Here is a 21,384-nt window from a genome sequence, read left to right on the forward strand (position 1 = left end):
GGGGGGGCCCGACCCTTTGCGGGGGACTGCAGCGGGCGCCTGCTGTCACGGTGCCCCGGGCTGTGGGCTGTGCCCACGCGCTCCGCCGCGCGGGACGCCTGCCCACAGCGGGCGATCGAGCCGGCTACGCCTTGCGGAGGCGGAAGACCAGGCTCAGGCCCTCGTCCGTGAACGGGTCCCCGTACGTGTCGTCCGCCTCGCCCTGGGCGAAGTCCGGGCTGAGGACCTCGTCGGCGATCAGGCCGGAGTGCTCGGACAGGGCCGAGATCACCGCCGGGTCCGTCGACGTCCAGCGCAGGGCGATCCGGTCCGCGACGTCCAGGCCGCTGTTCTTGCGGGCCTCCTGGATCAGGCGGATCGCGTCACGGGCCAGGCCCGCCTGCCGCAGCTCCTCCGTCAGCTCCAGGTCCAGCGCCACGGTCGCACCCGAGTCGGAGGCCACCGACCAGCCCTCGCGCGGGGTCTCCGTGATGATGACCTCGTCCGGGGCGAGCGTGACGGTCTCGCCGTCGACCTCGACCGACGCCGTGCCCTCGCGCAGGGCGAGGGAGAGCGCTGCGGCGTCCGCGTCGGCGACCGCCTTCGCGACGTCCTGGACACGCTTGCCGAAGCGCTTGCCGAGCGCCCGGAAGTTCGCCTTCGCCGTCGTGTCGACCAGGGAGCCGCCGACCTCGGAGAGCGAGGCCAGCGAGGAAACGTTCAGCTCCTCGGTGATCTGCGAGTGCAGCTCCGGGTTGAGGGTCTCGAAGCCCGACGCCGCGACCAGCGCGCGCGAGAGCGGCTGGCGGGTCTTGACGCCCGACTCCGCGCGCGTGGCGCGGCCCAGCTCCACCAGGCGGCGCACGAGGTCCATCTGGACCGACAGGTTCGGGTCGATCGCCGAGCGGTCGGCCTCCGGCCACGACGACAGGTGCACCGACTCCGGGGCGTCCGGGGAGACCGGGACGACCAGGTCCTGCCAGACCCGCTCCGTGATGAACGGCGTGAGCGGCGCCATCAGCTGCGTGACCGTCACCACCACGTCGTGCAGGGTGCGCAGCGCGGCCTTGTCGCCCTGCCAGAAGCGGCGGCGCGAACGGCGCACGTACCAGTTCGACAGGTCGTCGACGAACGCCGAGAGGAGCTTGCCGGCGCGCTGGGTGTCGTACGTCTCCAGGGCCTTGGTGACCTCGTCCGTGAGCTGGTGCAGCTCGGACAGCAGCCAGCGGTCCAGGACCGTGCGCTCGGCCGGGGCCGGGTCCGCCGCGCTGGGCGCCCAGTCCGACGTACGCGCATACAGGGCCTGGAAGGCGACCGTGTTCCAGTACGTGAGGAGCGTCTTGCGGACGACCTCCTGGATCGTGCCGTGGCCCACGCGACGGGCCGCCCACGGGGAGCCGCCGGCCGCCATGAACCAGCGCACCGCGTCGGCGCCGTGCCGGTCCATCAGCGGGATCGGCTCCAGGGTGTTGCCCAGGTGCTTGGACATCTTGCGGCCGTCCTCGGCGAGGATGTGGCCCAGACAGACCACGTTCTCGTACGACGACTTGTCGAAGACCAGGGTGCCGACGGCCATCAGCGTGTAGAACCAGCCGCGGGTCTGGTCGATGGCCTCGGAGATGAACTGCGCGGGGTAGCGGGACTCGAACAGTTCCTTGTTCTTGTACGGGTAGCCCCACTGCGCGAACGGCATCGAACCCGAGTCGTACCAGGCGTCGATGACCTCCGGGACGCGCACCGCCGTCTCCGTGCAGCCCTCGTGGGTGCAGGTGAAGGTGAGGTCGTCGATGTAGGGGCGGTGCGGGTCGAGCGAGGACTGGTCCGTGCCCGTCAGCTCCGTCAGCTCCGCGCGGGAGCCGACGCACGTGAGGTGGTTCTCTTCGCAGCGCCAGATCGGCAGCGGGGTGCCCCAGTAGCGGTTGCGGGAGAGCGCCCAGTCGATGTTGTTGCTCAGCCAGTCGCCGAAACGGCCGTTCTTGACGGTCTCCGGGAACCAGTTCGTTTTCTCGTTCTCCTCGAGGAGACGGTCCTTGACGGCCGTGGTGCGGATGTACCAGGACGGCTGCGCGTAGTACAGCAGCGCCGTGTGGCAGCGCCAGCAGTGCGGGTAGCTGTGCTCGTACGGGAGGTGCTTGAAGAGGAGGCCGCGGTTGCCGAGGTCCTCGGTGAGCGCCTCGTCGGCCTTCTTGAAGAAGACGCCGCCGACGAGCGGGACGTCCTCCTCGAAGGTGCCGTCGGGACGGACCGGGTTCACGACCGGCAGACCGTACGCGCGGCAGACCTTGAGGTCGTCCTCACCGAACGCGGGGGACTGGTGGACCAGACCCGTACCGTCCTCGGTCGTCACGTACTCGGCGTTCACCACATAGTGCGCCTCGGCCGGGCTGGGCCCATTGGTTCCCTCGCTGACGCTCGGGAACTCAACCAGCTCGAACGGGCGCTGGTACTTCCAGCGCTCCATCTCGGCGCCCGAGAAGGACTCGCCGGTCGGCTCCCAGCCCTCGCCGAGCGACTTCTCGACGAGCGGCTCGGCGACGACGAGCTGCTCCTCGCCGTTCGTCACCACGACGTAGCGGACCTCGGGGTGCGCGGCGACCGCCGTGTTCGACACCAGGGTCCACGGTGTCGTCGTCCAGACCAGGAGCGCGGCCCGGCCCGCCAGCGGACCGGAGGTGAGCGGGAAACGGACGTAGACCGAGGGGTCGACGACCGTCTCGTACCCCTGCGCCAGCTCGTGGTCGGAGAGGCCGGTGCCGCAGCGCGGGCACCAGGGGGCGACGCGGTGGTCCTGGGTCAGCAGCCCCTTGTTGAAGATCTCCTTCAGCGACCACCAGACCGACTCGATGTACTCGGGGTCCATCGTGACGTAGGGGTCGTCGAGGTCGGTCCAGTACCCCATGCGGGTCGTCAGCTCGGCGAAGGCGTCGGTGTGCCGCAGCACGGACTCGCGGCACTTGTCGTTGAACGCGGCGATGCCGTACGCCTCGATGTCCTTCTTGCCGCTGAAGCCGAGCTCCTTCTCGACCGCCAGCTCCACCGGGAGGCCGTGGCAGTCCCAGCCCGCCTTACGCGCCACGTGGTAGCCGCGCATGGTGCGGAAGCGGGGGAAGACGTCCTTGAAGACGCGGGCCTCGATGTGGTGGGCGCCCGGCATGCCGTTGGCCGTGGGCGGGCCCTCGTAGAACACCCACTCGGGGCGCCCCTCGGACTGCTCCAGGGTCTTGGCGAAGATCTTCTGCTCGCGCCAGAAGTCGAGCACGGCGTGCTCGAGGGCGGGCAGATCGACCTGGGCGGGCACCTGGCGGTACTGCGTCATCAGTCTTCCTCCGGCGGACGTGCTTCTCTCCGTCGGAGGGACGAGAGGCTGCTGCGCCGTGTGCGGCGCGCTCCCGCGGTACCACCCTCCTTGGCCCTCCGGTGCGTGATGTGCTCCGGTGAGCCCCCTCATTGGGGTCGCGATGCCGGGTCTACTGACCGCTGCGTGCGCACTGCGGCGTTCTTCCGGCGGCTCCGGGGTGATCTTCGCGTCGCGCTCGCCTCCGGGCTTCCACCGACCCCGGATCGCTCTTGGCTGCGTACGCCGCTACTCGGCCCCATCCACGCTTCTCGCTGCGCCCAGTGTACGGCGCCCCGACGGGGGCGGCCGACCGGTTTTCCGTGGGGCGCGGGGCGCGGCGCGGAACTGCGCGCGGTGACCCGAATGGCGATACGTACGGTGACTGATCCGGACTGGTCGCCCGGCCGGCGCGGGGCAGGCGGACATCGGCCGGATTTGCCGGGCTTACCGGCCGGGGAGCTGGGCACGAACACCGCGGGTTCGTCGTACGGGAGGCCGCGGGACGGCCGGATCGTCCCGTGTGCCCCGTTGCCGCGGGCCTTGAGTCGATTTATCGTCCCAGCACGATTCGCGTGCAAGATCACACTTCGTGAAGGGGCCGCGGCCATGGTGGCGAAAAAGACCGCCGTTCAGCAGTCGGCGTCCGGCAGATCCACGGGCGCGGGTGCCTCCGGCGGGGCGGCCGAGGCCTCCGGCGGGGTAGCCAGGGCCTCTGATGAGGACGTGGCGCCCAAGACGACGGCGACCGGCAAGAAGAAGAGTGCGGCGAAGCCGGCCGCAAAACGTACGGCTGAGAAGACGACCGCTAAGAAGACGACCGCTAAGAAGACGACCGCTAAGAAGGCGACCGCCAAAAGCGCCGCCCCTTCGGGGGAGAGCGACAGTGCGGTCGTGGGTGCCGGAAAGGTCGCGGCGGGGAAACGTACGACCAAGAAGGCGACCGGGACGGCGAAGAAGGCCGACGCAGCCGAGAGCGGCGCCGGGGAGAAGCCCACCGGACGCAAGAGTGCGGTGAAGAAGTCGGTCGCCTCAGCGGCCGAGGGCGCGGCCGAGGCCGCGAAGACGACGGGAGCCACGACAGTGGTTGCGAAGAAGACTCAGGGCACGGCCACGGCGGCGCAGAAGCCCGGCGGGGTTCCCAAGGCGCGGGAGTCCGCCGTGGTCCCCGGGGAGCTGGCCGTGCGGCCCGGGGAGGACCCCTGGACCCCGGACGAGGTCGGAGAGGCGCGTGCGGAGCTGCAGAGCGAGGCGCTGCGGCTCGGCAGCGAGATCGAGGCGGCGGAGACCGGGCTCGCCGGTCTCATGCGGGACTCCGGGGACGGGGCCGGGGACGACGAGGCCGACACCGGGACGAAGAACATCACGCGCGAGCACGAGATGGCGCTGGCCGCCAACGCGCGGGAGATGCTGGAGCAGACGCAGCGGGCCCTGGAGCGGCTCGACGCCGGCACGTACGGGCTCTGCGAGAACTGCGGGAACCCCATCGGCAAGGCGCGGATGCAGGCCTTTCCCCGGGCGACGCTGTGTGTGGAGTGCAAGCAGAAGCAGGAGCGCCGCTACTGAGGTCACGGGCCGCACCGTCCCTGTGTGGCCGCGCGGGTGTGCCGTACTCTCGTCCTCAGTCAGGTACCTAGGTTGAGGGACTCACGTGGCAGAGGCGGAGAGCATCATCGGTACGCCGGATTCCCCCGAGGCGGGGGCAGCGGAGCCGGAGAAGGCCGACGGGGCCGATTCGCCGGCCGATGTGTCGGAGGAGTCGTCGCCCGACGAGGCCGTCGCCCCTGTGTCCCGGGGCAGGCGGCGCATCGCCGCGCTGTTCCTGGTGGCCGCTCTGGCGTACGGCCTGGACCTGATCAGCAAGCTGATCGTGGTCGCGAAGCTGGAGCACCGCGACTCCATCCGCGTCCTCGGGGACTGGCTGCAGCTCGAGGTGATCCGCAATCCCGGGGCCGCCTGGGGCATCGGCGAGGCCTTCACGATCGTCTTCACCCTGATCGCGGCGGCGGTGATCGTCGTCATCGCGAGGCTGGCGAAGAAGCTCTACAGCACGCCGTGGGCGATCGCGCTCGGCCTGCTGCTCGGCGGGGCGCTCGGCAACCTCACCGACCGGATCTTCCGCGCTCCGGGCGTCTTCGAGGGTGCCGTCGTCGACTTCATCGCGCCGAAGAACTACCCCGTCTTCAACCTCGCCGACTCCGCGATCGTGTGCGGCGGCATCCTGATCGTGCTGCTGTCGTTCCGCGGGATCGACCCGGACGGGACCGTCCACAAGGACTGAGGACCCGGGGCACAGCCCCTGGCGACAGGGGCTGTGGTGCGGGGCTGTCGGTGCCCTCCGGCATACTCGACGTGTGAGCACGATTCCCGAGATCCGAACCCTGCCCGTGCCCGACGGCCTGGAGGGCGAGCGCGTCGACGCCGCCATCTCCCGCATGTTCGGCTTCTCCCGCACCAAGGCCGCCGAGCTTGCCGCCGCCGGGAAGGTCACGGTGGACGGTTCGGTCGTGGGCAAGTCCGAGCGCGTGCACGGCGGGGCCTGGCTGGAAGTGGAGATGCCGCAGGCGCCCGCTCCGGTGCAGATCGTCGCCGAGCCCGTCGAGGGCATGGAGATCGTGCACGACGACGACGACATCGTGGTCATCGTGAAGCCGGTCGGCGTCGCCGCCCACCCGAGCCCGGGCTGGACCGGGACGACCGTCATCGGCGGGCTCGCCGCCGCCGGGTACCGGATCTCCACGTCCGGTGCCGCCGAGCGGCAGGGCATCGTGCACCGCCTCGACGTGGGCACCTCCGGCCTGATGGCCGTCGCCAAGTCCGAGCGTGCGTACACGTCGCTGAAGCGGCAGTTCAAGGAGCGTGTGCCGGACAAGCGCTACCACGCGCTCGTGCAGGGGCACCCCGACCCGATGAGCGGCACCATCGACGCGCCGATCGGGCGGCACCCGAACCACGACTACAAGTGGGCCGTGACGGCCGAGGGCAAGCCGTCGGTCACGCACTACGACCTCATCGAGGCGTTCCGGGCCGCTTCCCTGCTCGACATCAAGCTGGAGACCGGCCGTACGCACCAGATCCGGGTGCACATGTCCGCGCACCGGCACCCCTGCGTCGGCGACCTGACGTACGGCGCCGATCCGACGCTCGCCAAGCGGCTCGGGATCACAAGGCAGTGGCTGCACGCGGTGCGGCTCGGGTTCGAGCACCCGGCCGACGGGCAGTGGGTCGAGTTCTCGAGCGAGTACCCCGAGGACCTTCAGGTCGCGCTCGACCGGGTGCGGGCGGAGAGCGAGTGAGCTCCGCCGGGCAGGGGTACGTCGTGCGGGTCGCCGAGACCGACGCGGACCGCGAGTCCTGTTTCGCCGTGCGGCGGGAGGTCTTCGTCGACGAGCAGGGCGTGCCGGAGGAGTTGGAGTACGACGCGTACGACGCCGGGGCCGTGCATGTGCTGGCAGTCCGGGAGGACGGGTTGCCGCTCGGAGCGGGACGGCTGTTGACCGGTGAGGCCGCGGCGGTGAAGAACGGCGGGGCGGCGGATGTCGGGGCGCTCGGTCGGCTGGCCGTGCTGAAGGTGGCCCGAGGGCTTGGTGTCGGGGCGGCTCTCGTGGGGGCTGTCGAGGAGGCTGCCCGGGGGCGGGGGATGGCCGCGGTCGATCTTCATGCGCAGACGCATGCGCTGGGCTTTTATGAGCGGTTGGGGTATGTGGCGTACGGGGCGGAGTTCCCGGATGCGGGGATCCCTCATCTCGCGATGAGGAAGTCTCTGGGGTAGCCGGCTCGGCCGGGGTTCTTCGTGGTCGTGTGCCGGTCTCGTCGTGGCCGGTCGCGCAGTTCCCCGCGCCCCTGGCGGGGTGGCAGCCTGCGGTGTTGAAGTGTGCGGGGCGCTGGGGGGTAGGTGCGCAGTTCCCCGCGCCCCTGGCCGGGTTGGTGAGTGCGGGGCGCTGATAGGCGGGTGCGCGGTTCCTCGCGCCCCTGAGAGGGTGTTCAATCGCTGGGTGTGAGGCGGGCCGTAGGGGGGTTTGCCCGGTTACGCGTGGCACCCTTGAGGCCGGAACGTCTTGATCGTCGACTCTGGTCGGAGCACCCGTGGATCAATTGGCCCTGCTGTTCGTGCTGTTGCTCGGGGCCGTCCTGAGCGTGCCGCTCGGCGACCGGCTCAAGCTGCCGGCGCCCGTCCTGATGACGCTGCTCGGCATCGTCCTCGCCCTGATCCGGGCCGTACCGAACGTCGACATCTCGCCTGACCTGATCCTTCCGCTGGTCCTGCCGCCCCTGCTCTACGCGGCCGTGCACCGCACCTCATGGCGTCAGTTCGCGGCCAACAAGCGGCCCATCTTCCTGCTGGCCGTCGCCCTCGTCTTCGTCACCACCGCCGCCGTCGCCATCGTGGCGAACGCCGTCGTGCCGGGCCTGCCGATCGCCGCCGCCGTCGCGCTCGGCGCGCTCGTGGCGCCGCCCGACCCGGTCGCCGCGACCGCCGTCGCGGGGCAACTCGGTCTGCCCAGGCGTCTGGTGTCGATCCTGGAGGGCGAGGGCCTGTTCAACGACGTGACCGCGATCGTGCTCTACCACGTGGCGATCTCCGCCGCCGTCAGCGGCAGTTTCTCGGTGCCGCACGCCGCGCTCGAACTGGTCCTGTCCGCCGTCGTGGCCGTCGCCGTCGGCGTCGGGCTCGGCTGGGCCGCCAACCGGCTGATGGGCTACCTCGGCGACGCCACCCTCCAGATCGGCCTCACGCTCCTGGTCCCGTACGCCTCCTACGTGATGGCCGAGGAGCTCAGGGGCTCGGGTGTGCTCGCCGTCCTGACCGTCGCCATGTTCCTGGCCGAGCGCGCCTTCGACGCCGACGACGTGCTGACGCGGCTGACCGGCCGCGCCTTCTGGGACGTCGTCGACACCCTCGTCACCGGTGTCGCCTTCGGGCTCATCGGCCTGGAGGTCCACAACGTCGTCCGCACCGCGGAGGGCCACTGGGGCGAGATGCTCGGCTGGGCGGCCGCCGTCGTCGGCGTCGTCATCGTCGTACGTCTGCTGTGGCTGATGCCGATGACCTGGGTGACGCAGCGGTTGCACGCGCGGCGCGACGTCGCCGAGGAGATCCCGGTGAGCTGGCGCGAGACCGTCATCATGTGGTGGTCGGGGATGCGCGGCGTGGCCTCCGTGGCGCTGGCCCTCGCCATCCCGCTGACCATGGACGACAACTCCCCCTTCCCGAAGCGGGACGAGATCGTCTTCATCGCCTTCGGGGTCATCATGGCGACCCTGATCCTCCAGGGGCTCAGCCTGCCCTGGCTCGTGAAGAAGCTCGGGGTGCAGGCCGACACCGCGCTGGAGCAGGAGTACGAGAAGGAGCTCGCCCTGCGGGCCGCGAAGGCCGCGAAGCGGCGGCTCAAGGAGATCGAGGACGTCGAGGAGCTGCCGGAGGACGTGCAGGAGCAGATGCTGCGGCGGGCCTACGACATCGGGCTGCGCATCAACCCGGAGATGGGGGCGGAGGAGCGGCGCGCGACGCAGGCCAAGCGCTACGCCCGGATCAAGCGGGTCCGGCGGATCCAGAACGAGATGATGTCGGCGGCCCGGCACGAGGTGCTGGCCGCGCGCAGCGAACCCGGCGCCGACCCCGAGGTCGTCGACCGGGTGCTGCGGCATCTGGATGTGCGGAGTCTGCGGTAGAGCGGTCCGGTTCGCCCGAGGAGGGCGGCGGGGTCAGCCGCGGCCCGTGCGCGGCGCCCGGCCGTCCCGCATGAGGTCGAAGGTCGGCAGGGACGTGCCGATCTCGTCCGGGGGGATCAGGGCCGTCGCCGTGTTGATCCGCGGCAGCGCGTACGGGTGCTGCTCGGTCAGCCAGCGGAGCAGCTGCTCGCGGACCCGGACCCGTACCGTCCAGATGTCGTCCGCGTCCTTGGCCGTGACCACGGCGCGGACCTGCATCGTGCTGGGCGTGGTGTCGGTGACGGCCAGGCTCCAGTCGCGGCCGTCCCAGGCGGCGCAGTCCAGCAGGATGTCGTGCAGCTTCTCGCGCATCAGCGGCACAGGCGCGCTGTGGTCGAGGTGGAAGAAGACGGTGCCGGTCATCTGGGAGCCGCCGCGCGACCAGTTCTCGAACGGCTTCGATGTGAAGTACGACACCGGCATCGTGATCCGGCGCTCGTCCCAGGTGCGGACGGCGAGGAAGGTGAGGGTGATCTCCTCGATGGTGCCCCACTCGCCGTCCACCACGACGGTGTCGCCTATGCGCACCATGTCGCCGAACGCGATCTGGAACCCCGCGAAGAGGTTGCCGAGCGTCGACTGGGCGGCGACACCGGCGACGATGCCCAGGATGCCGGCCGAGGCCAGCAGTGAGGCGCCGGCGGCCTTGAACGCGGGGAAGGTCAGCAGCATCGCGGCGACCGCCACGACGCCGACGACCGCGGTGACGATGCGCTGGATCAGCGTGACCTGGGTGCGCACCCGGCGGACCCGGGCCGCGTCGCGGTGGCTGGTGGCGTAGCGGGCGTAGGACGATTCGACGACGGCGGTGGCGATCCGCACGATCAGCCAGGCGGTGGCGCCGATCAGGACCAGACTCAGGGTCTGGCCGATTCCGGCGGAGTGTTCCTTGGCGATCTGTGCGTGGTCGTAGAACCCTCGCAACAGTGCCGCGCAGAGGACGAATTGAAGTGGCAGGCGGCAGCGGCGCAGCAGTCCCCACAGCGGAGTCTCGTGATGGCGTCGGTCGGTGCGTTGCAGCAGCTGGTCGACGGCCCACCCGAGGAGGAGTGTGAGCACGACCGAGCCACCGACAACGATCAGCGGGCGCAGTACGTTCTCCATCCCTCGACGGTAACCGGGATCGACCACCTCTAACCTGTGGCGTTCCTGGCACCATGGGCCACATGAACATCATGCTTTTCCACTCCACGTACGGACTGCGGCCCGCCGTGGAGGCCGCGGCCGACCGGCTGCGCGGCGCCGGGCACGAGGTGTGGACCCCGGATCTCTTCGAGGGGCGCACCTTCGACACCGTCGAGGAGGGCATGGCCCACCGGGACGAGATCGGCAAGGACGAGCTGCTCAAGCGCGCCGTGCTGGCGGCCGCGCCCTACTCCGACCGCGGGCTCGTGTACGCGGGCTTCTCGTTCGGCGCCGCGACCGCCCAGACCCTCGCCCTCGGTGACGAGAAGGCGAAGGGGCTGCTGCTACTGCACGGCACGTCCGACCTCGCGGCGAACGCCTCGGTGGACGAGCTGCCGGTCCAGCTGCACGTCGCCGAGCCCGACCCCTTCGAGACGGACGACTGGCTGACCGCCTGGTATCTGCAGATGGGGCGCGCGGGGGCGGACGTCGAGGTCTACCGGTACGCCGGGGCCGGCCACCTCTACACCGACCCCGATCTGCCCGACTACGACGAGGAGGCCGCCGAGGCCACCTGGCGGGTGGCGCTGGGCTTCCTGGAGTCGCTCTAGATCACAACGGAGGCTTCCTCCGGAGCGCTCAGATCATGACAGGGCCCGGCGCGTGCGCCGGGCCCTGTTCAGTGAGGTGCGAGGTGGGGGGTCAGCCCTTGAGGGCCTTGTCCACCGCGGTGTTCCACTCGTCGACCGAGCCGGGCGCGTTGTCGCCGTCGGAGCCGGTCAGCTTCTTGCCGTCGAGGACGAAGGACGGGGTGCCCTGGACCCCGTACTTGTTGTCGTCGAACTGCTTCGACATCTCCAGGGCCCACCTGTCGAAGGTGCCGTCCTTGACGTCCTTCTGGAAGGCCTTGTCGTTCTTCAGCTCGGGGACGGTGTTCGCGATCTTGATGAGGTACGCGTCGTCCTTGAACTTGTCGGTGGTCTCCTCCGGGTGCCACTTCGTGGAGTAGAGCGCTTCCTTGTAGTCCCAGAAAGCGTCCTTCGACACGTTCAGAGCGGCGCCGAGCGCGCTCAGCGCGTTCTTCGAGCCCTCGCCCTGGAGGTTGTTGTCGAGGAAGGTGGCACCGACGAACTGGATCTTGTACTTGCCGGCGTCCATGTCCTTCTTGATCGTCGGGCCGACGGCCTGCTCGAAGGCGGCGCAGACCGGGCAGCGCGAGTCCTCGTACGCGATGATCGTCTTCTTGGCCGAGTCCTCGCCGAGGATCACCGTGGTGTTGTTCTTGCCGCTGGTGTTCTTCGGGGCGACCAGGGCGTCCTCCTTGGCGGCCTCCCAGTGGGAGGGCTTGTTGCCCTGCACCACCAGGTAGCTGACCACGCCGGCTATCGCGAGGACACCGACGATGGAGCCGGCGACGACCGCCGTCCGCTTCGCCTTGTCCTTCTTGGCCTGGCGCTCCCGCTCGATCCGCAGCCGCTCGCGGGCCGCCGACTTCGCCTGCTGGCTGTTGCGCTTGCTCATGATCTGTTGCTCCGTGGGTTCGTGAAAGCGGTTGGGGGACTGTCGTGCTCAGGCTCGGGTTCAGGCAGCCGGGCACGGCGGTCCGCGCCGTCCTACGGAGTGCAACCGGATCGACGGGCGGGCGACCCGCACGCGAGCGGCGGGGAGCGGTCGCTTCGGGGCCGGCTCCAGGTGGCCGGTGACCGCGGCGAAGGCGATCAGCAGCGGGCGGAACGCGAACGCGGCGATCGCGCGCAGCAGCTGCGCCAGGGCCTGCTCACCGCGGCGCAGCCAGCCGGCCGCGAGCAGGCCGACCGTGACGTGCGCGCCGAGCAGCAGCCAGGACGCCGCCGGGTCGCTGTGGGCGAGCAGGGCGGCGGCCTCGTCGGTGGTGCCGCCGGTCATCCGGGCCAGCGGCGTGCCGACGGTCCCGCCGCACAGCACGTCGAAGCCGAACGAGCGCAGAGGGCCGGCGACCGGGCCGCCCGCCTCGCCGTAACAGACGTGCTGGCCGGTGGTGAAGACCGTGTCGGCGGCCAGCTCCAGCGGGACGAGCAGCGCCGCGATGCGGCCGAAGCCGCGCTCCCGGCCGGCCAGCGCGTACGCGATCACGAAGACGGCGACGGCGGTCGCGGCGACCGTCGTGAGCGGCAGCGGGGCCCGGGACAGCAGGACGTGCGACGCGGCGGAGAGCGTCACGACGAGCGCCGTGAAGAGCGCCGCGCGCACGGCTCTGAGCTGGGTCCCGGAAACGGCCCCGGATATGTCGTCCATCGCGGAGGAGTGTGTCATGTCCGGCTGTAGGCGATGCCTAAAGGGTGGCTGTGTGTTATCGAATCGTGCGGGCGCGGAAGCCGCCCCGGGGGCTAGGCGGGCAGCCCCGGAATGCGGCCGTTGCGGAACAGGTCCACGAAGATCTGGTGGTCCGCACGCGCGCGTGCCCCGTACGTGTGCGCGAAGTCGACGAGCAGCTTCGCGAGACCGTCCTCGTCGGCGGCGATCGCCGCGTCGATGGCGCGCTCCGTGGAGAACGGCACCAGGGACTGGCCGGAGAGGTCGTCCGCCGCCGCGTGCATCGCCGCCGTGGCCCGGCCGAGGTCGGCGACGACCGCCGCGATCTCCTCCGGGTCGTCGATGTCGCCCCAGTCCAGGTCCACCGCGTACGGCGACACCTCGGCGACGAGCTGGCCCGATCCGTCGAGCTCGGTCCAGCCCAGCCACGGGTCCGCGTGCGCCTGGAGGGCGCGCTGCGAGATGACGGTGCGGTGGCCCTCGTGCTGGAAGTAGTCGCGGATCGCCGCGTCCGTGATGTGCCGGGAGGCCGCCGGGGTCTGGCCCTGCTTCATGTAGATCACGACGTCGTTCTCGAGCGCGTCGCTGTTGCCCTCCAGAAGGATGTTGTACGAGGGCAGGCCCGCGGAGCCGATCCCGATGCCGCGGCGCCCGACCACGTCCTTCACGCGGTACGAGTCCGGGCGGGTCAGGGACGACTCCGGCAGCGTCTCCAGATAGCCGTCGAACGCCGCGAGCACCTTGTAGCGCGTCGCCGCGTCCAGCTCGATGGAGCCGCCGTCCTCGGCGAAACGGCGCTCGAAGTCGCGGATCACCGTCATGGAGTCGAGGAGTCCGAAGCGGGTCAGCGAGCGGGCGTCGCGCAGCGCGTCCAGGAGCGGGCCCTCGGCCGTGTCCAGCGTGAAGGGCGGCACCTCGTCGCTCTTGGCGCCCGTGGCCAGCGCGTGGATGCGCTCGCGGTAGGCCGCCGTGTACGTGCGCACCAGGTCGCTGATCTGGTCGTCGCCCAGCGCCTTGGAGTAGCCGATCAGCGCCACGGAGGCGGCGAACCGCTTGAGGTCCCAGGTGAACGGGCCGACGTACGCCTCGTCGAAGTCGTTCACGTTGAAGATCAGCCGGCCGGTCGCGTCCATGTACGTGCCGAAGTTCTCCGCGTGCAGGTCTCCGTGGATCCACACCCGGCTGGTGCGGTCGTCCAGGTAGGGGCCGCCGTGCTGCTCGCGCTCCATGTCGCGGTAGAAGAGGCAGGCCGTGCCGCGGTAGAACGCGAACGCCGAGGCGGCCATCTTGCGGAACTTGACCCGGAACGCGGCGGGGTCCGCGGCCAGGAGTTCGCCGAAGGCGGTGTCGAAGACGGCGAGGATCTCCTCGCCGCGCTGCTCAGCGGTGGGCTGCGGGACCGACATCGCCGGGTGCCTCCTGGTACAGGTGGTGCGTGGGCTCGTGTGACACGCAGGACGGGTGTTCTGCCCTGTCCAACGCCCGACCGTACTCCGGAGTGCCCGTCGCTTGTCACCCCGCGGTCGTAGACTTCCAAGCTGTCCCCACCGCGTCGCCGCATGTTCGTCCTTTGGAGCTCCAGCCGTGTCAAAGCCGCCCTTCACGCACCTGCACGTCCACACCCAGTACTCGCTGCTGGACGGTGCCGCGCGGCTGAAGGACATGTTCAACGCGTGCAACGAGATGGGCATGACGCACATCGCGATGTCCGACCACGGGAACCTGCACGGGGCGTACGACTTCTTCCACTCGGCCGAGAAGGCGGGCGTCACCCCGATCATCGGCATCGAGGCGTACGTCGCCCCCGAGTCGCGGCGCAACAAGCGGAAGATCCAGTGGGGCCAGCCGCACCAGAAGCGCGACGACGTGTCCGGTTCGGGTGGGTACACGCACAAAACGATCTGGGCGGCGAACAAGACGGGCCTGCACAACCTCTTCAAGCTGTCCTCGGACGCGTACGCCGAGGGCTGGCTGCAGAAGTGGCCCCGGATGGACAAGGAGACGATCTCCCAGTGGTCGGAGGGGCTCATCGCCTCCACCGGCTGCCCCTCCGGTGAGCTCCAGACCCGTCTTCGCCTCGGCCAGTTCGACGAGGCGCTGAAAGCCGCCTCCGAGTACCAGGACATCTTCGGCAAGGACCGGTACTTCCTGGAGCTGATGGACCACGGCATCGAGATCGAGCGCCGGGTCCGTGACGGCCTCCTGGAGATCGGCAAGAAGCTCGGCATCCCGCCACTGGTGACGAACGACTCGCACTACACGTACGCGCACGAGGCGACCGCGCACGACGCCCTGCTCTGCATCCAGACCGGCAAGAACCTCTCCGACCCGGACCGCTTCCGGTTCGACGGGACGGGCTACTACCTGAAGTCCACGGACGAGATGTACGCCATCGACTCCTCGGACGCCTGGCAGGAGGGCTGCCGCAACACGCTCCTGGTGGCCGAGCAGATCGACACCACCGGCATGTTCGAGAAGCGCGACCTCATGCCGAAGTTCGAGATCCCGGACGGTTTCACCGAGGTCACCTGGTTCCAGGAGGAGGTCCGGGTCGGCATGGACCGCCGCTACCCGGGCGGCGTCCCCGAGGACCGGCAGAAGCAGGCCGAGTACGAGATGGACATCATCATCCAGATGGGGTTCCCGGGGTACTTCCTGGTCGTCGCCGACTTCATCATGTGGGCCAAGAACAACGGCATCGCGGTGGGCCCCGGCCGCGGTTCCGCGGCGGGTTCGATCGTCGCGTACGCCATGGGCATCACCGACCTCGACCCGATCACGCACGGCCTGATCTTCGAGCGGTTCCTCAACCCCGAGCGCGTCTCCATGCCCGACGTCGACATCGACTTCGACGAGCGCAGGCGCGTCGAGGTGATCAGGTACGTGACCGAGAAGTACGGCGCCGACAAGGTCGCCATGATCGGCACCTACGGAAAGATCAAGGCCAAGAACGCGATCAAGGACTCCGCGCGCGTGCTCGGCTACCCGTACGCGATGGGCGACCGGCTCACCAAGGCGATGCCCGCCGACGTCCTCGGCAAGGGCATCGACCTCTCCGGCATCACCGACCCGCAGCACCCGCGCTACAGCGAGGCGGGCGAGATCCGCGGGATGTACGAGAACGAGCCGGACGTGAAGAAGGTCATCGACACCGCCAAGGGCGTCGAGGGCCTGGTCCGGCAGATGGGCGTGCACGCGGCCGGCGTGATCATGTCCAGCGAGCCGATCGTCGACCACGCCCCGCTGTGGACCCGGCACACCGACGGCGTCACCATCACGCAGTGGGACTACCCGCAGTGCGAGTCGCTCGGCCTGCTCAAGATGGACTTCCTGGGCCTGCGCAACCTGACCATCATGGACGACGCCGTCAAGATGGTGCGGGCGGGCAAGGGCATCGACCTGGAGATGCTCTCCCTCCCGCTCGACGACCCGAAGACCTTCGAACTGCTCTGCCGCGGTGACACGCTCGGCGTCTTCCAGTTCGACGGCGGCCCGATGCGCTCCCTGCTGCGCCAGATGCAGCCCGACAACTTCGAGGACATCTCCGCCGTCTCGGCCCTGTACCGGCCGGGCCCGATGGGCATGAACTCGCACACGAACTACGCGGAGCGCAAGAACGGCCGCCAGGAGATCACGCCGATCCACCCGGAGCTCGAAGAGCCCCTGAAGGAGACGCTCGGCCTGACCTACGGCCTCATCGTGTACCAGGAGCAGGTGCAGAAGGCCGCGCAGATCATCGCCGGTTACTCGCTGGGCGAGGCCGACATCCTGCGCCGCGTGATGGGCAAGAAGAAGCCCGAGGAGCTGGCGAAGAACTTCGTCCTGTTCCAGGAGGGCGCGAAGAAGAACGGCTACTCGGACGCGGCGATCCAGGCCCTGTGGGACGTCCTGGTGCCGTTCGCCGGCTACGCGTTCAACAAGGCGCACTCCTCCGCGTACGGACTGGTCACCTACTGGACCGCCTACCTGAAGGCGAACTATCCGGCCGAGTACATGGCGGCGCTGCTCACGTCCGTCAAGGACGACAAGGACAAGTCGGCGGTCTACCTCAACGAGTGCCGTCGCATGGGCATCAAGGTGCTCCCGCCGAACGTGAACGAGTCGGTCCACAACTTCGCGGCGCAGGGCGACGACACGATCCTCTTCGGCCTGGAAGCCGTCCGTAACGTCGGTACGAACGTGGTGGACTCGATCATCCGCTCGCGCAAGGCGAAGGGGAAGTTCGACTCGTTCCCCGACTACCTCGACAAGGTCGAGGCCGCCGCCTGCAACAAGCGCACCACCGAATCGCTGATCAAGGCGGGCGCGTTCGACACGATGGGGCACACCCGCAAGGGCCTCACCGCACAGTACGAGCCGATGATCGACAACGTGGTCGCGGTGAAGCGCAAGGAGGCCGAGGGCCAGTTCGACCTCTTCGGCGGCATGGGCGAGGAGGACAGCAGCGAACCGGGCTTCGGGCTCGACGTCGAGTTCTCCGCCGACGAGTGGGAGAAGACGTATCTGCTCGCCCAGGAGCGGGAGATGCTCGGCCTGTACGTCTCCGACCACCCGCTGTTCGGCCTGGAGCATGTCCTGTCCGACAAGGCGGACGCCGGCATCGGCCAGCTGACCGGCGGCGACTTCTCCGACGGCGCCGTCGTCACCGTGGGCGGCATCATCTCCGGCCTCCAGCGCAAGATGACCAAGCAGGGCAACGCCTGGGCGATCGCGACCGTCGAGGACCTCGCCGGCTCCATCGAGTGCATGTTCTTCCCGGCGACCTACCAGCTGGTCTCGACGCAACTCGTGGAAGACGCCGTGGTGTTCGTGAAGGGACGCCTCGACAAGCGCGAGGACGTGCCGCGCCTGGTCGCCATGGAGATGCAGGTCCCCGACCTGTCGAACGCGGGCACCAACGCTCCGGTGATCGTCACCATCCCGGCGCTGCGGGTCACCCCGCCGATGATCAGCCGCCTCGGCGAGATCCTCAGCAACCACCGGGGCGACAGCGAGGTGCGGATCAAGCTCCAGGGACCGCGCAAGACCACCGTGCTCCGCCTCGACCGGCACCGCGTGAAGCCGGACCCGGCGCTCTTCGGCGACCTGAAGGTACTGCTCGGCCCGGCCTGCCTGGCGGGCTGATCCCGTAGGGTCACGTGCCCACGTACGTCGAGGGGCGCACCCCGGATCCTGGAGTGCGCCCCTCGCTACGTGCCAATTGCTTTAAGCGGTGCGTCAGTTGTGACCGAAGCGCTTCTGGTGCTTACGGGCGACGTCCGACGGGTTGCCCATGATCTGCGGCTCCATCGTCGCCTGCGCCTGCGGCTGGGACTCCGGGAGCGCCGACTTGGACTGCTCCTGCGACAGCTCGGCCTGGGACGCGCGGTTCTGCTGGCCGCCCTGCTTGCGGTTCTTGTTCTTGGCCATATTGATCTGCCTCCTATGGGGGGAGATTGGGAGATCTCGGGGCCAGGTTCGCGTTCAGATTCACATAGCCTGATAAAGATCGCATATCGGGCAATTACCGTGTGTAACACGGGGGATAGGGGCGCACGCCTCCCGCGTTCACCGCATCCGCCACGCCGAAGATCGAGTTCGGGCCGTTAACCCCAGCGCGGTCGGGCAGACTCGAAGGAAACCCGAAGCGAATACGCGGGCGCCGCCCCGTGAGCGCGTCCGGACTGTCGTAAGTCGGCGAAAGAGGGTGGATCGCGTGGACCGCTGCATCGTCCTGGTGGATGCCGGATATCTTCTGGGGGCCGCCGCCAGCCTCCTCGCGGGCGAGCCCTCCCGCTCCCGGATCCACGTCGATCACACCGCCCTCATCCAGGGCCTGCGCGACCGCGCCGAGACCGAGACCGAGCGCCAGCTCCTGCGCATCTACTGGTTCGACGGCGCCCCCGACCGCGTCCCGCAGCCCGAGCACCGCAGGCTGCGCGTCATGCCCCGGGTCACCGTCCGGCTCGGCGCCCTGACCCGCAGCGACGGCCGCTGGGCACAGAAGGGCGTCGACGCGGCCATGCACGCCGAGCTGACCGAGCTCGCCCGCAACCGGGCCTGCTCGGACGTGGTCCTCGTGACCGGCGACGGCGATCTGCTGCCCGGCATGATGGCCGCCAAGGAGCACGGCGTCGCCGTCCACCTGTGGGCCGTGCAGGCCGCCGACGGCGATTACAACCAGTCCGAGGACCTCGTCGCCGAGGCCGACGAGCGCCGCGTGCTCGACCGGACCTGGATCACCAAGGCCGTCCGCGCCAAGGAGCTCGGCGGCATCTGCGCCCCGCAGTCCGTGCCGCGCCCCGAGATCGCCGCGATCCTCTCCGCGCCCCTGCCCGAGTCCGCCCCCGCCCCGGCCGGACGCCCTGTCGACGACGGCGTGGACACCCCGCCCGCACAGCACGCGCCCGCCGCCCGGCCCGAGAGCGACGCGGAGGACCGGTCCGGCGCCGCCAAGGGCGTCCCCACCCCGAAGGACCTGGCCGCGCTGCGCGGACCCGGCACAGGGACCGCGCCGGCGGCCGCGCAGCACCCCACGAGCGCGACCCTGCGCTGGTCCTCCGACAAGGGCTGGGTGGAGCGCCCCGGCGGCCCCGGAAGCGGCGGCGAGCCCCCGGAGGCGGCCTCCCTGCCCACCCTCGCCCAGCTCACCACCGCCGAGCAGCGGTGGGCCGACCGCGAGGAGGACATCACCGCGGTCAGCGGCGACCCCTACGAGGTGGGCCAGGTCTTCGCCCGCCGGTGGATGGCACGCCTCGCCGACACCGTGCAGTTCTCGAAGCTGGCGACCATGTACCCGCGGGTGCCCCACCGCATCGACGGGGAGCTGCTCAGGTACGCGGCGCGGTTCGGGCTCCTCGCCCACAAGGACGACCAGATCGACGAGCACGACCGGTACGCGATCCGGGCCGGATTCTGGCGCGAGATCGACGTGCGCACCGCGGAGCACGCGACCGCGGGAGAGTGACGTCCCCCGCACGTCGGACCGGCCGTCGGCTGCCGTCCGCGCCGCCGCGACGCCGACGCCCGCCTCATTTGTCCGGCCCCGCGCGCAATGGGGCGGGCCGGACCCCGTACTCTCGTTCCTCGTGAGTACGCGCACCGATGGAGCCGCCCCGGACCATAAACGGGACGCTGTGGTGTGCGCGGTGCGGGGCCTCAGCAAGACCTATCCCGCCGTGCGCGGGCGGCGCGGGGCGCCCGGCATCCCCCCGGTGCGCGCCACCGACGACGTACGGCTCACCATCCGGCGCGGCGAGATCTTCGGGCTGCTCGGGCCGAACGGCGCCGGTAAGTCCACTCTCGTACGGCAGCTGACCGGGCTGATGCGGCCCGACGCCGGCAGCGTGGAGATCCTCGGGCACGACATCGTGCGCCACCCGGAGCGGGCCGCGCGGATCCTCGCCTACCTCGGCCAGGAGTCGACCGCCCTCGACGAGCTGACCGTCTCGCTCGCCGCCGAGACCACCGGGCGGCTGCGCGGCCTCGCCCTCAAGGACGCCCGGGCCGAGCGGGACGACGTACTGGAGGAGCTGGGGCTCACCCCGCTCGCCGCGCGTCCGCTCAAGAAGCTCTCGGGCGGGCAGCGGCGCCTCGCCTGTTTCGCCGCCGCGCTGGTCGGCGAGCGGCCCCTGCTCGTGCTCGACGAGCCGACGACCGGCATGGACCCCGTCGCGCGGCGGGCCGTATGGGCCGCGGTGGACCGGCGCCGGGCACAGCGCGGGACGACCGTCCTGCTGGTCACGCACAACGTCATCGAGGCCGAGACCGTCCTCGACCGCGTCGCCGTGCTCGACGCGGGACGGGTCATCGCCTGCGACTCCCCGGCCGGGCTCAAGGACCGCGTCGCCGGTGAGGTGCGGGTCGAGCTGGTGTGGCGCCAGGAGGCGCCGGTGCATCTGCCGGAGGTCGCCGGGCTGCGCGAGCACGCGGTGGAGTCCGGACGGCGCTGGTCGCTCCGGCTCGCCCCGGACGCGGCCCGCGCCGCCGTCGCCGCCGTCACCGGCGGCCCGGCCTTCGACCACCTCGACGACTTCACGCTCGCCACCCCGAGCCTGGAGGACGTGTATCTGGCACTCGGCGGCAGCCGCAGCAGCGTGAAGGGCCTGGTGAAGGCATGACCGCCGTATCCGCCGAAGCCGTGCGGGAGCGCACCGGCGGGCAGCAGCCGCCGGCCGTGACCGTCGACGACGGGCTCGCGCCCCGGGCCAGATTCCTGCCGTCGCTCGCCGCGGTCTACCGCGCCCAGCTCTCCCGGGCCCGGGTGGCCCGCATCCCGCTGCTGTTCGTGGCGACCTTCCAGTCCATCGGCATCATGATCCTCATGCGCGGCGTCGTCGACCAGGGCGGCACCGAGGCCCGCGCCGTCGTCGCGGGCTCCGCGGTCCTGGTCGTCGCGTTCGTCGCGCTCAACCTCCTCGCCCAGTACTTCGGGCAGCTGCGCGCGGCCGGCGGGCTCGACCACTACGCGACGCTGCCCGTGCCGCCCGCCTCCGTGGTCCTCGGCGCCGCGGGCGCGTACGCCTCGTTCACCGTGCCCGGCACCGTGGTCACCGCGGTCGCCGGCTGCGCCATGTTCGACCTGCCGCTGACCCATCTCTGGGTGCTCGTCGCCGTGATCCCGCTGGCCGGCGCCGCCCTGGCCGGACTCGGCGCCGCCCTCGGACTGCTCGCGCCACGGCCGGAGCTGGCCACGCTGCTCGGCCAGTTGGGCATGTCGGCGGCGCTGCTGCTCGGCGTGCTGCCCGCCGACCGGATGCCGCAGGTCGTGCAGTACGCGCGGGATCTGCTGCCCTCGACGTACGGCGTCGAGGCCTTCGCGCGGACCTTCGGGGACCGTCCCGACTGGCCCACCGTCCTGCTCGACCTGGGTGTCTGCGCCGCGGTCGGCGTCGCCTCGCTGGCCGTCGCCACATGGGCCTATCGCCGGGCTGCCGTCCGGTGACGCGCCCGCCAGGTACGCC

At 70.4% G+C, this 21,384-nt stretch carries 16 protein-coding genes; 10 read left to right on the plus strand and 6 right to left on the minus strand.

Annotated features, from left to right (window positions below):
• Positions 1 to 124: 124 nt before the first annotated feature.
• Complete coding sequence (ileS, locus tag ABD366_RS00305; protein ID WP_324768335.1) at positions 125 to 3,295, minus strand: isoleucine--tRNA ligase; 3,171 nt, start codon at positions 3,293 to 3,295, stop codon at positions 125 to 127.
• Positions 3,296 to 3,922: 627 nt separating this feature from the next.
• On the opposite strand from ileS, the gene ABD366_RS00310 reads away from it, so the two are divergent.
• From ABD366_RS00310 to ABD366_RS00330, 5 genes are all read left to right on the plus strand, one after another.
• On the plus strand, positions 3,923 to 4,879 hold the full coding sequence (locus ABD366_RS00310) for a TraR/DksA family transcriptional regulator (RefSeq protein ID WP_324768334.1): 957 nt from the start codon (positions 3,923 to 3,925) through the stop codon (positions 4,877 to 4,879).
• 85 nt (positions 4,880 to 4,964) lie between these two features.
• Positions 4,965 to 5,594, plus strand: coding sequence for a signal peptidase II (lspA, locus tag ABD366_RS00315; RefSeq protein ID WP_324768332.1), 630 nt, complete (start codon positions 4,965 to 4,967; stop codon positions 5,592 to 5,594).
• 73 nt (positions 5,595 to 5,667) lie between these two features.
• A complete protein-coding gene (locus tag ABD366_RS00320) occupies positions 5,668 to 6,609 on the plus strand; it encodes an RluA family pseudouridine synthase (protein WP_324768331.1) in 942 nt (313 codons plus the stop codon).
• 23 nt (positions 6,610 to 6,632) lie between these two features.
• The gene (locus tag ABD366_RS00325; RefSeq protein ID WP_324768330.1) at positions 6,633 to 7,085 is read left to right on the plus strand and encodes a GNAT family N-acetyltransferase; all 453 of its coding nucleotides are present in this window, start codon (positions 6,633 to 6,635) and stop codon (positions 7,083 to 7,085) included.
• Between the two features lie 314 nt (positions 7,086 to 7,399).
• Positions 7,400 to 8,986, plus strand: coding sequence for a Na+/H+ antiporter (locus tag ABD366_RS00330; RefSeq protein ID WP_324768328.1), 1,587 nt, complete (start codon positions 7,400 to 7,402; stop codon positions 8,984 to 8,986).
• A gap of 33 nt (positions 8,987 to 9,019) precedes the next feature.
• Here the strand turns inward: ABD366_RS00330 and ABD366_RS00335 are convergent, their stop codons facing one another.
• Complete coding sequence (locus ABD366_RS00335) at positions 9,020 to 10,129, minus strand: mechanosensitive ion channel family protein (protein ID WP_324768327.1); 1,110 nt, start codon at positions 10,127 to 10,129, stop codon at positions 9,020 to 9,022.
• A gap of 62 nt (positions 10,130 to 10,191) precedes the next feature.
• Here ABD366_RS00335 and ABD366_RS00340 point away from each other — a divergent pair, with 62 nt between their 5' ends.
• Positions 10,192 to 10,761 (plus strand): dienelactone hydrolase family protein, encoded by a 570-nt coding sequence (locus ABD366_RS00340; protein WP_324768326.1) that lies wholly within the window; start codon positions 10,192 to 10,194, stop codon positions 10,759 to 10,761.
• 91 nt (positions 10,762 to 10,852) lie between these two features.
• Here ABD366_RS00340 and ABD366_RS00345 read toward each other — a convergent pair whose 3' ends face one another.
• From ABD366_RS00345 to ABD366_RS00355, 3 genes are all read right to left on the minus strand, one after another.
• Positions 10,853 to 11,671: a thioredoxin domain-containing protein gene (locus tag ABD366_RS00345; RefSeq protein WP_324768325.1), complete on the minus strand. Its 819-nt coding sequence runs from the start codon at positions 11,669 to 11,671 to the stop codon at positions 10,853 to 10,855.
• Positions 11,672 to 11,731: 60 nt separating this feature from the next.
• The gene (locus ABD366_RS00350; RefSeq protein WP_324768324.1) at positions 11,732 to 12,424 is read right to left on the minus strand and encodes a hypothetical protein; all 693 of its coding nucleotides are present in this window, start codon (positions 12,422 to 12,424) and stop codon (positions 11,732 to 11,734) included.
• 92 nt (positions 12,425 to 12,516) lie between these two features.
• The gene (locus ABD366_RS00355) at positions 12,517 to 13,848 is read right to left on the minus strand and encodes a DUF2252 domain-containing protein (RefSeq protein WP_324768323.1); all 1,332 of its coding nucleotides are present in this window, start codon (positions 13,846 to 13,848) and stop codon (positions 12,517 to 12,519) included.
• Between the two features lie 178 nt (positions 13,849 to 14,026).
• On the opposite strand from ABD366_RS00355, the gene dnaE reads away from it, so the two are divergent.
• A complete protein-coding gene (gene dnaE, locus ABD366_RS00360) occupies positions 14,027 to 17,566 on the plus strand; it encodes a DNA polymerase III subunit alpha (RefSeq protein WP_324768322.1) in 3,540 nt (1,179 codons plus the stop codon).
• A 93-nt stretch (positions 17,567 to 17,659) separates the two neighbouring features.
• On the opposite strand, the gene ABD366_RS00365 is transcribed toward dnaE, so the two are convergent.
• Positions 17,660 to 17,851 carry a hypothetical protein gene (locus ABD366_RS00365; RefSeq protein ID WP_324768321.1) on the minus strand — a complete coding sequence of 64 codons (192 nt, stop codon included), beginning with the start codon at positions 17,849 to 17,851 and terminating at the stop codon, positions 17,660 to 17,662.
• 286 nt (positions 17,852 to 18,137) lie between these two features.
• On the opposite strand from ABD366_RS00365, the gene ABD366_RS00370 reads away from it, so the two are divergent.
• The 3 genes from ABD366_RS00370 (at position 18,138) to ABD366_RS00380 (ending at position 21,365) form a co-directional block, all read left to right on the plus strand.
• The gene (locus ABD366_RS00370) at positions 18,138 to 19,388 is read left to right on the plus strand and encodes an NYN domain-containing protein (RefSeq protein ID WP_324768319.1); all 1,251 of its coding nucleotides are present in this window, start codon (positions 18,138 to 18,140) and stop codon (positions 19,386 to 19,388) included.
• Between the two features lie 172 nt (positions 19,389 to 19,560).
• On the plus strand, positions 19,561 to 20,541 hold the full coding sequence (locus ABD366_RS00375) for an ABC transporter ATP-binding protein (RefSeq protein ID WP_324768414.1): 981 nt from the start codon (positions 19,561 to 19,563) through the stop codon (positions 20,539 to 20,541).
• On the plus strand, positions 20,538 to 21,365 hold the full coding sequence (locus ABD366_RS00380) for an ABC transporter permease (protein ID WP_324768318.1): 828 nt from the start codon (positions 20,538 to 20,540) through the stop codon (positions 21,363 to 21,365). The genes ABD366_RS00375 and ABD366_RS00380 overlap by 4 nt, the downstream gene beginning before the upstream one ends.
• Positions 21,366 to 21,384: the final 19 nt, after the last annotated feature.

Origin of the sequence: Streptomyces kunmingensis (assembly GCF_039533535.1) — a bacterium.
Taxonomy (GTDB): domain Bacteria; phylum Actinomycetota; class Actinomycetes; order Streptomycetales; family Streptomycetaceae; genus Streptomyces; species Streptomyces kunmingensis.

Coding starts and splice junctions, on each gene's coding strand:
- ABD366_RS00380 (WP_324768318.1), top strand. CDS start 20,538: ATGACCGCCGTATCCGCCGAAGCCGTGCGGGAGCGCACCGGCGGGCAG.
- ABD366_RS00335 (WP_324768327.1), bottom strand. CDS start 10,129: ATGGAGAACGTACTGCGCCCGCTGATCGTTGTCGGTGGCTCGGTCGTG.
- ABD366_RS00340 (WP_324768326.1), top strand. CDS start 10,192: ATGAACATCATGCTTTTCCACTCCACGTACGGACTGCGGCCCGCCGTG.
- ileS (WP_324768335.1), bottom strand. CDS start 3,295: ATGACGCAGTACCGCCAGGTGCCCGCCCAGGTCGATCTGCCCGCCCTC.
- ABD366_RS00310 (WP_324768334.1), top strand. CDS start 3,923: ATGGTGGCGAAAAAGACCGCCGTTCAGCAGTCGGCGTCCGGCAGATCC.
- ABD366_RS00365 (WP_324768321.1), bottom strand. CDS start 17,851: ATGGCCAAGAACAAGAACCGCAAGCAGGGCGGCCAGCAGAACCGCGCG.
- ABD366_RS00345 (WP_324768325.1), bottom strand. CDS start 11,671: ATGAGCAAGCGCAACAGCCAGCAGGCGAAGTCGGCGGCCCGCGAGCGG.
- ABD366_RS00355 (WP_324768323.1), bottom strand. CDS start 13,848: ATGTCGGTCCCGCAGCCCACCGCTGAGCAGCGCGGCGAGGAGATCCTC.
- ABD366_RS00350 (WP_324768324.1), bottom strand. CDS start 12,424: ATGGACGACATATCCGGGGCCGTTTCCGGGACCCAGCTCAGAGCCGTG.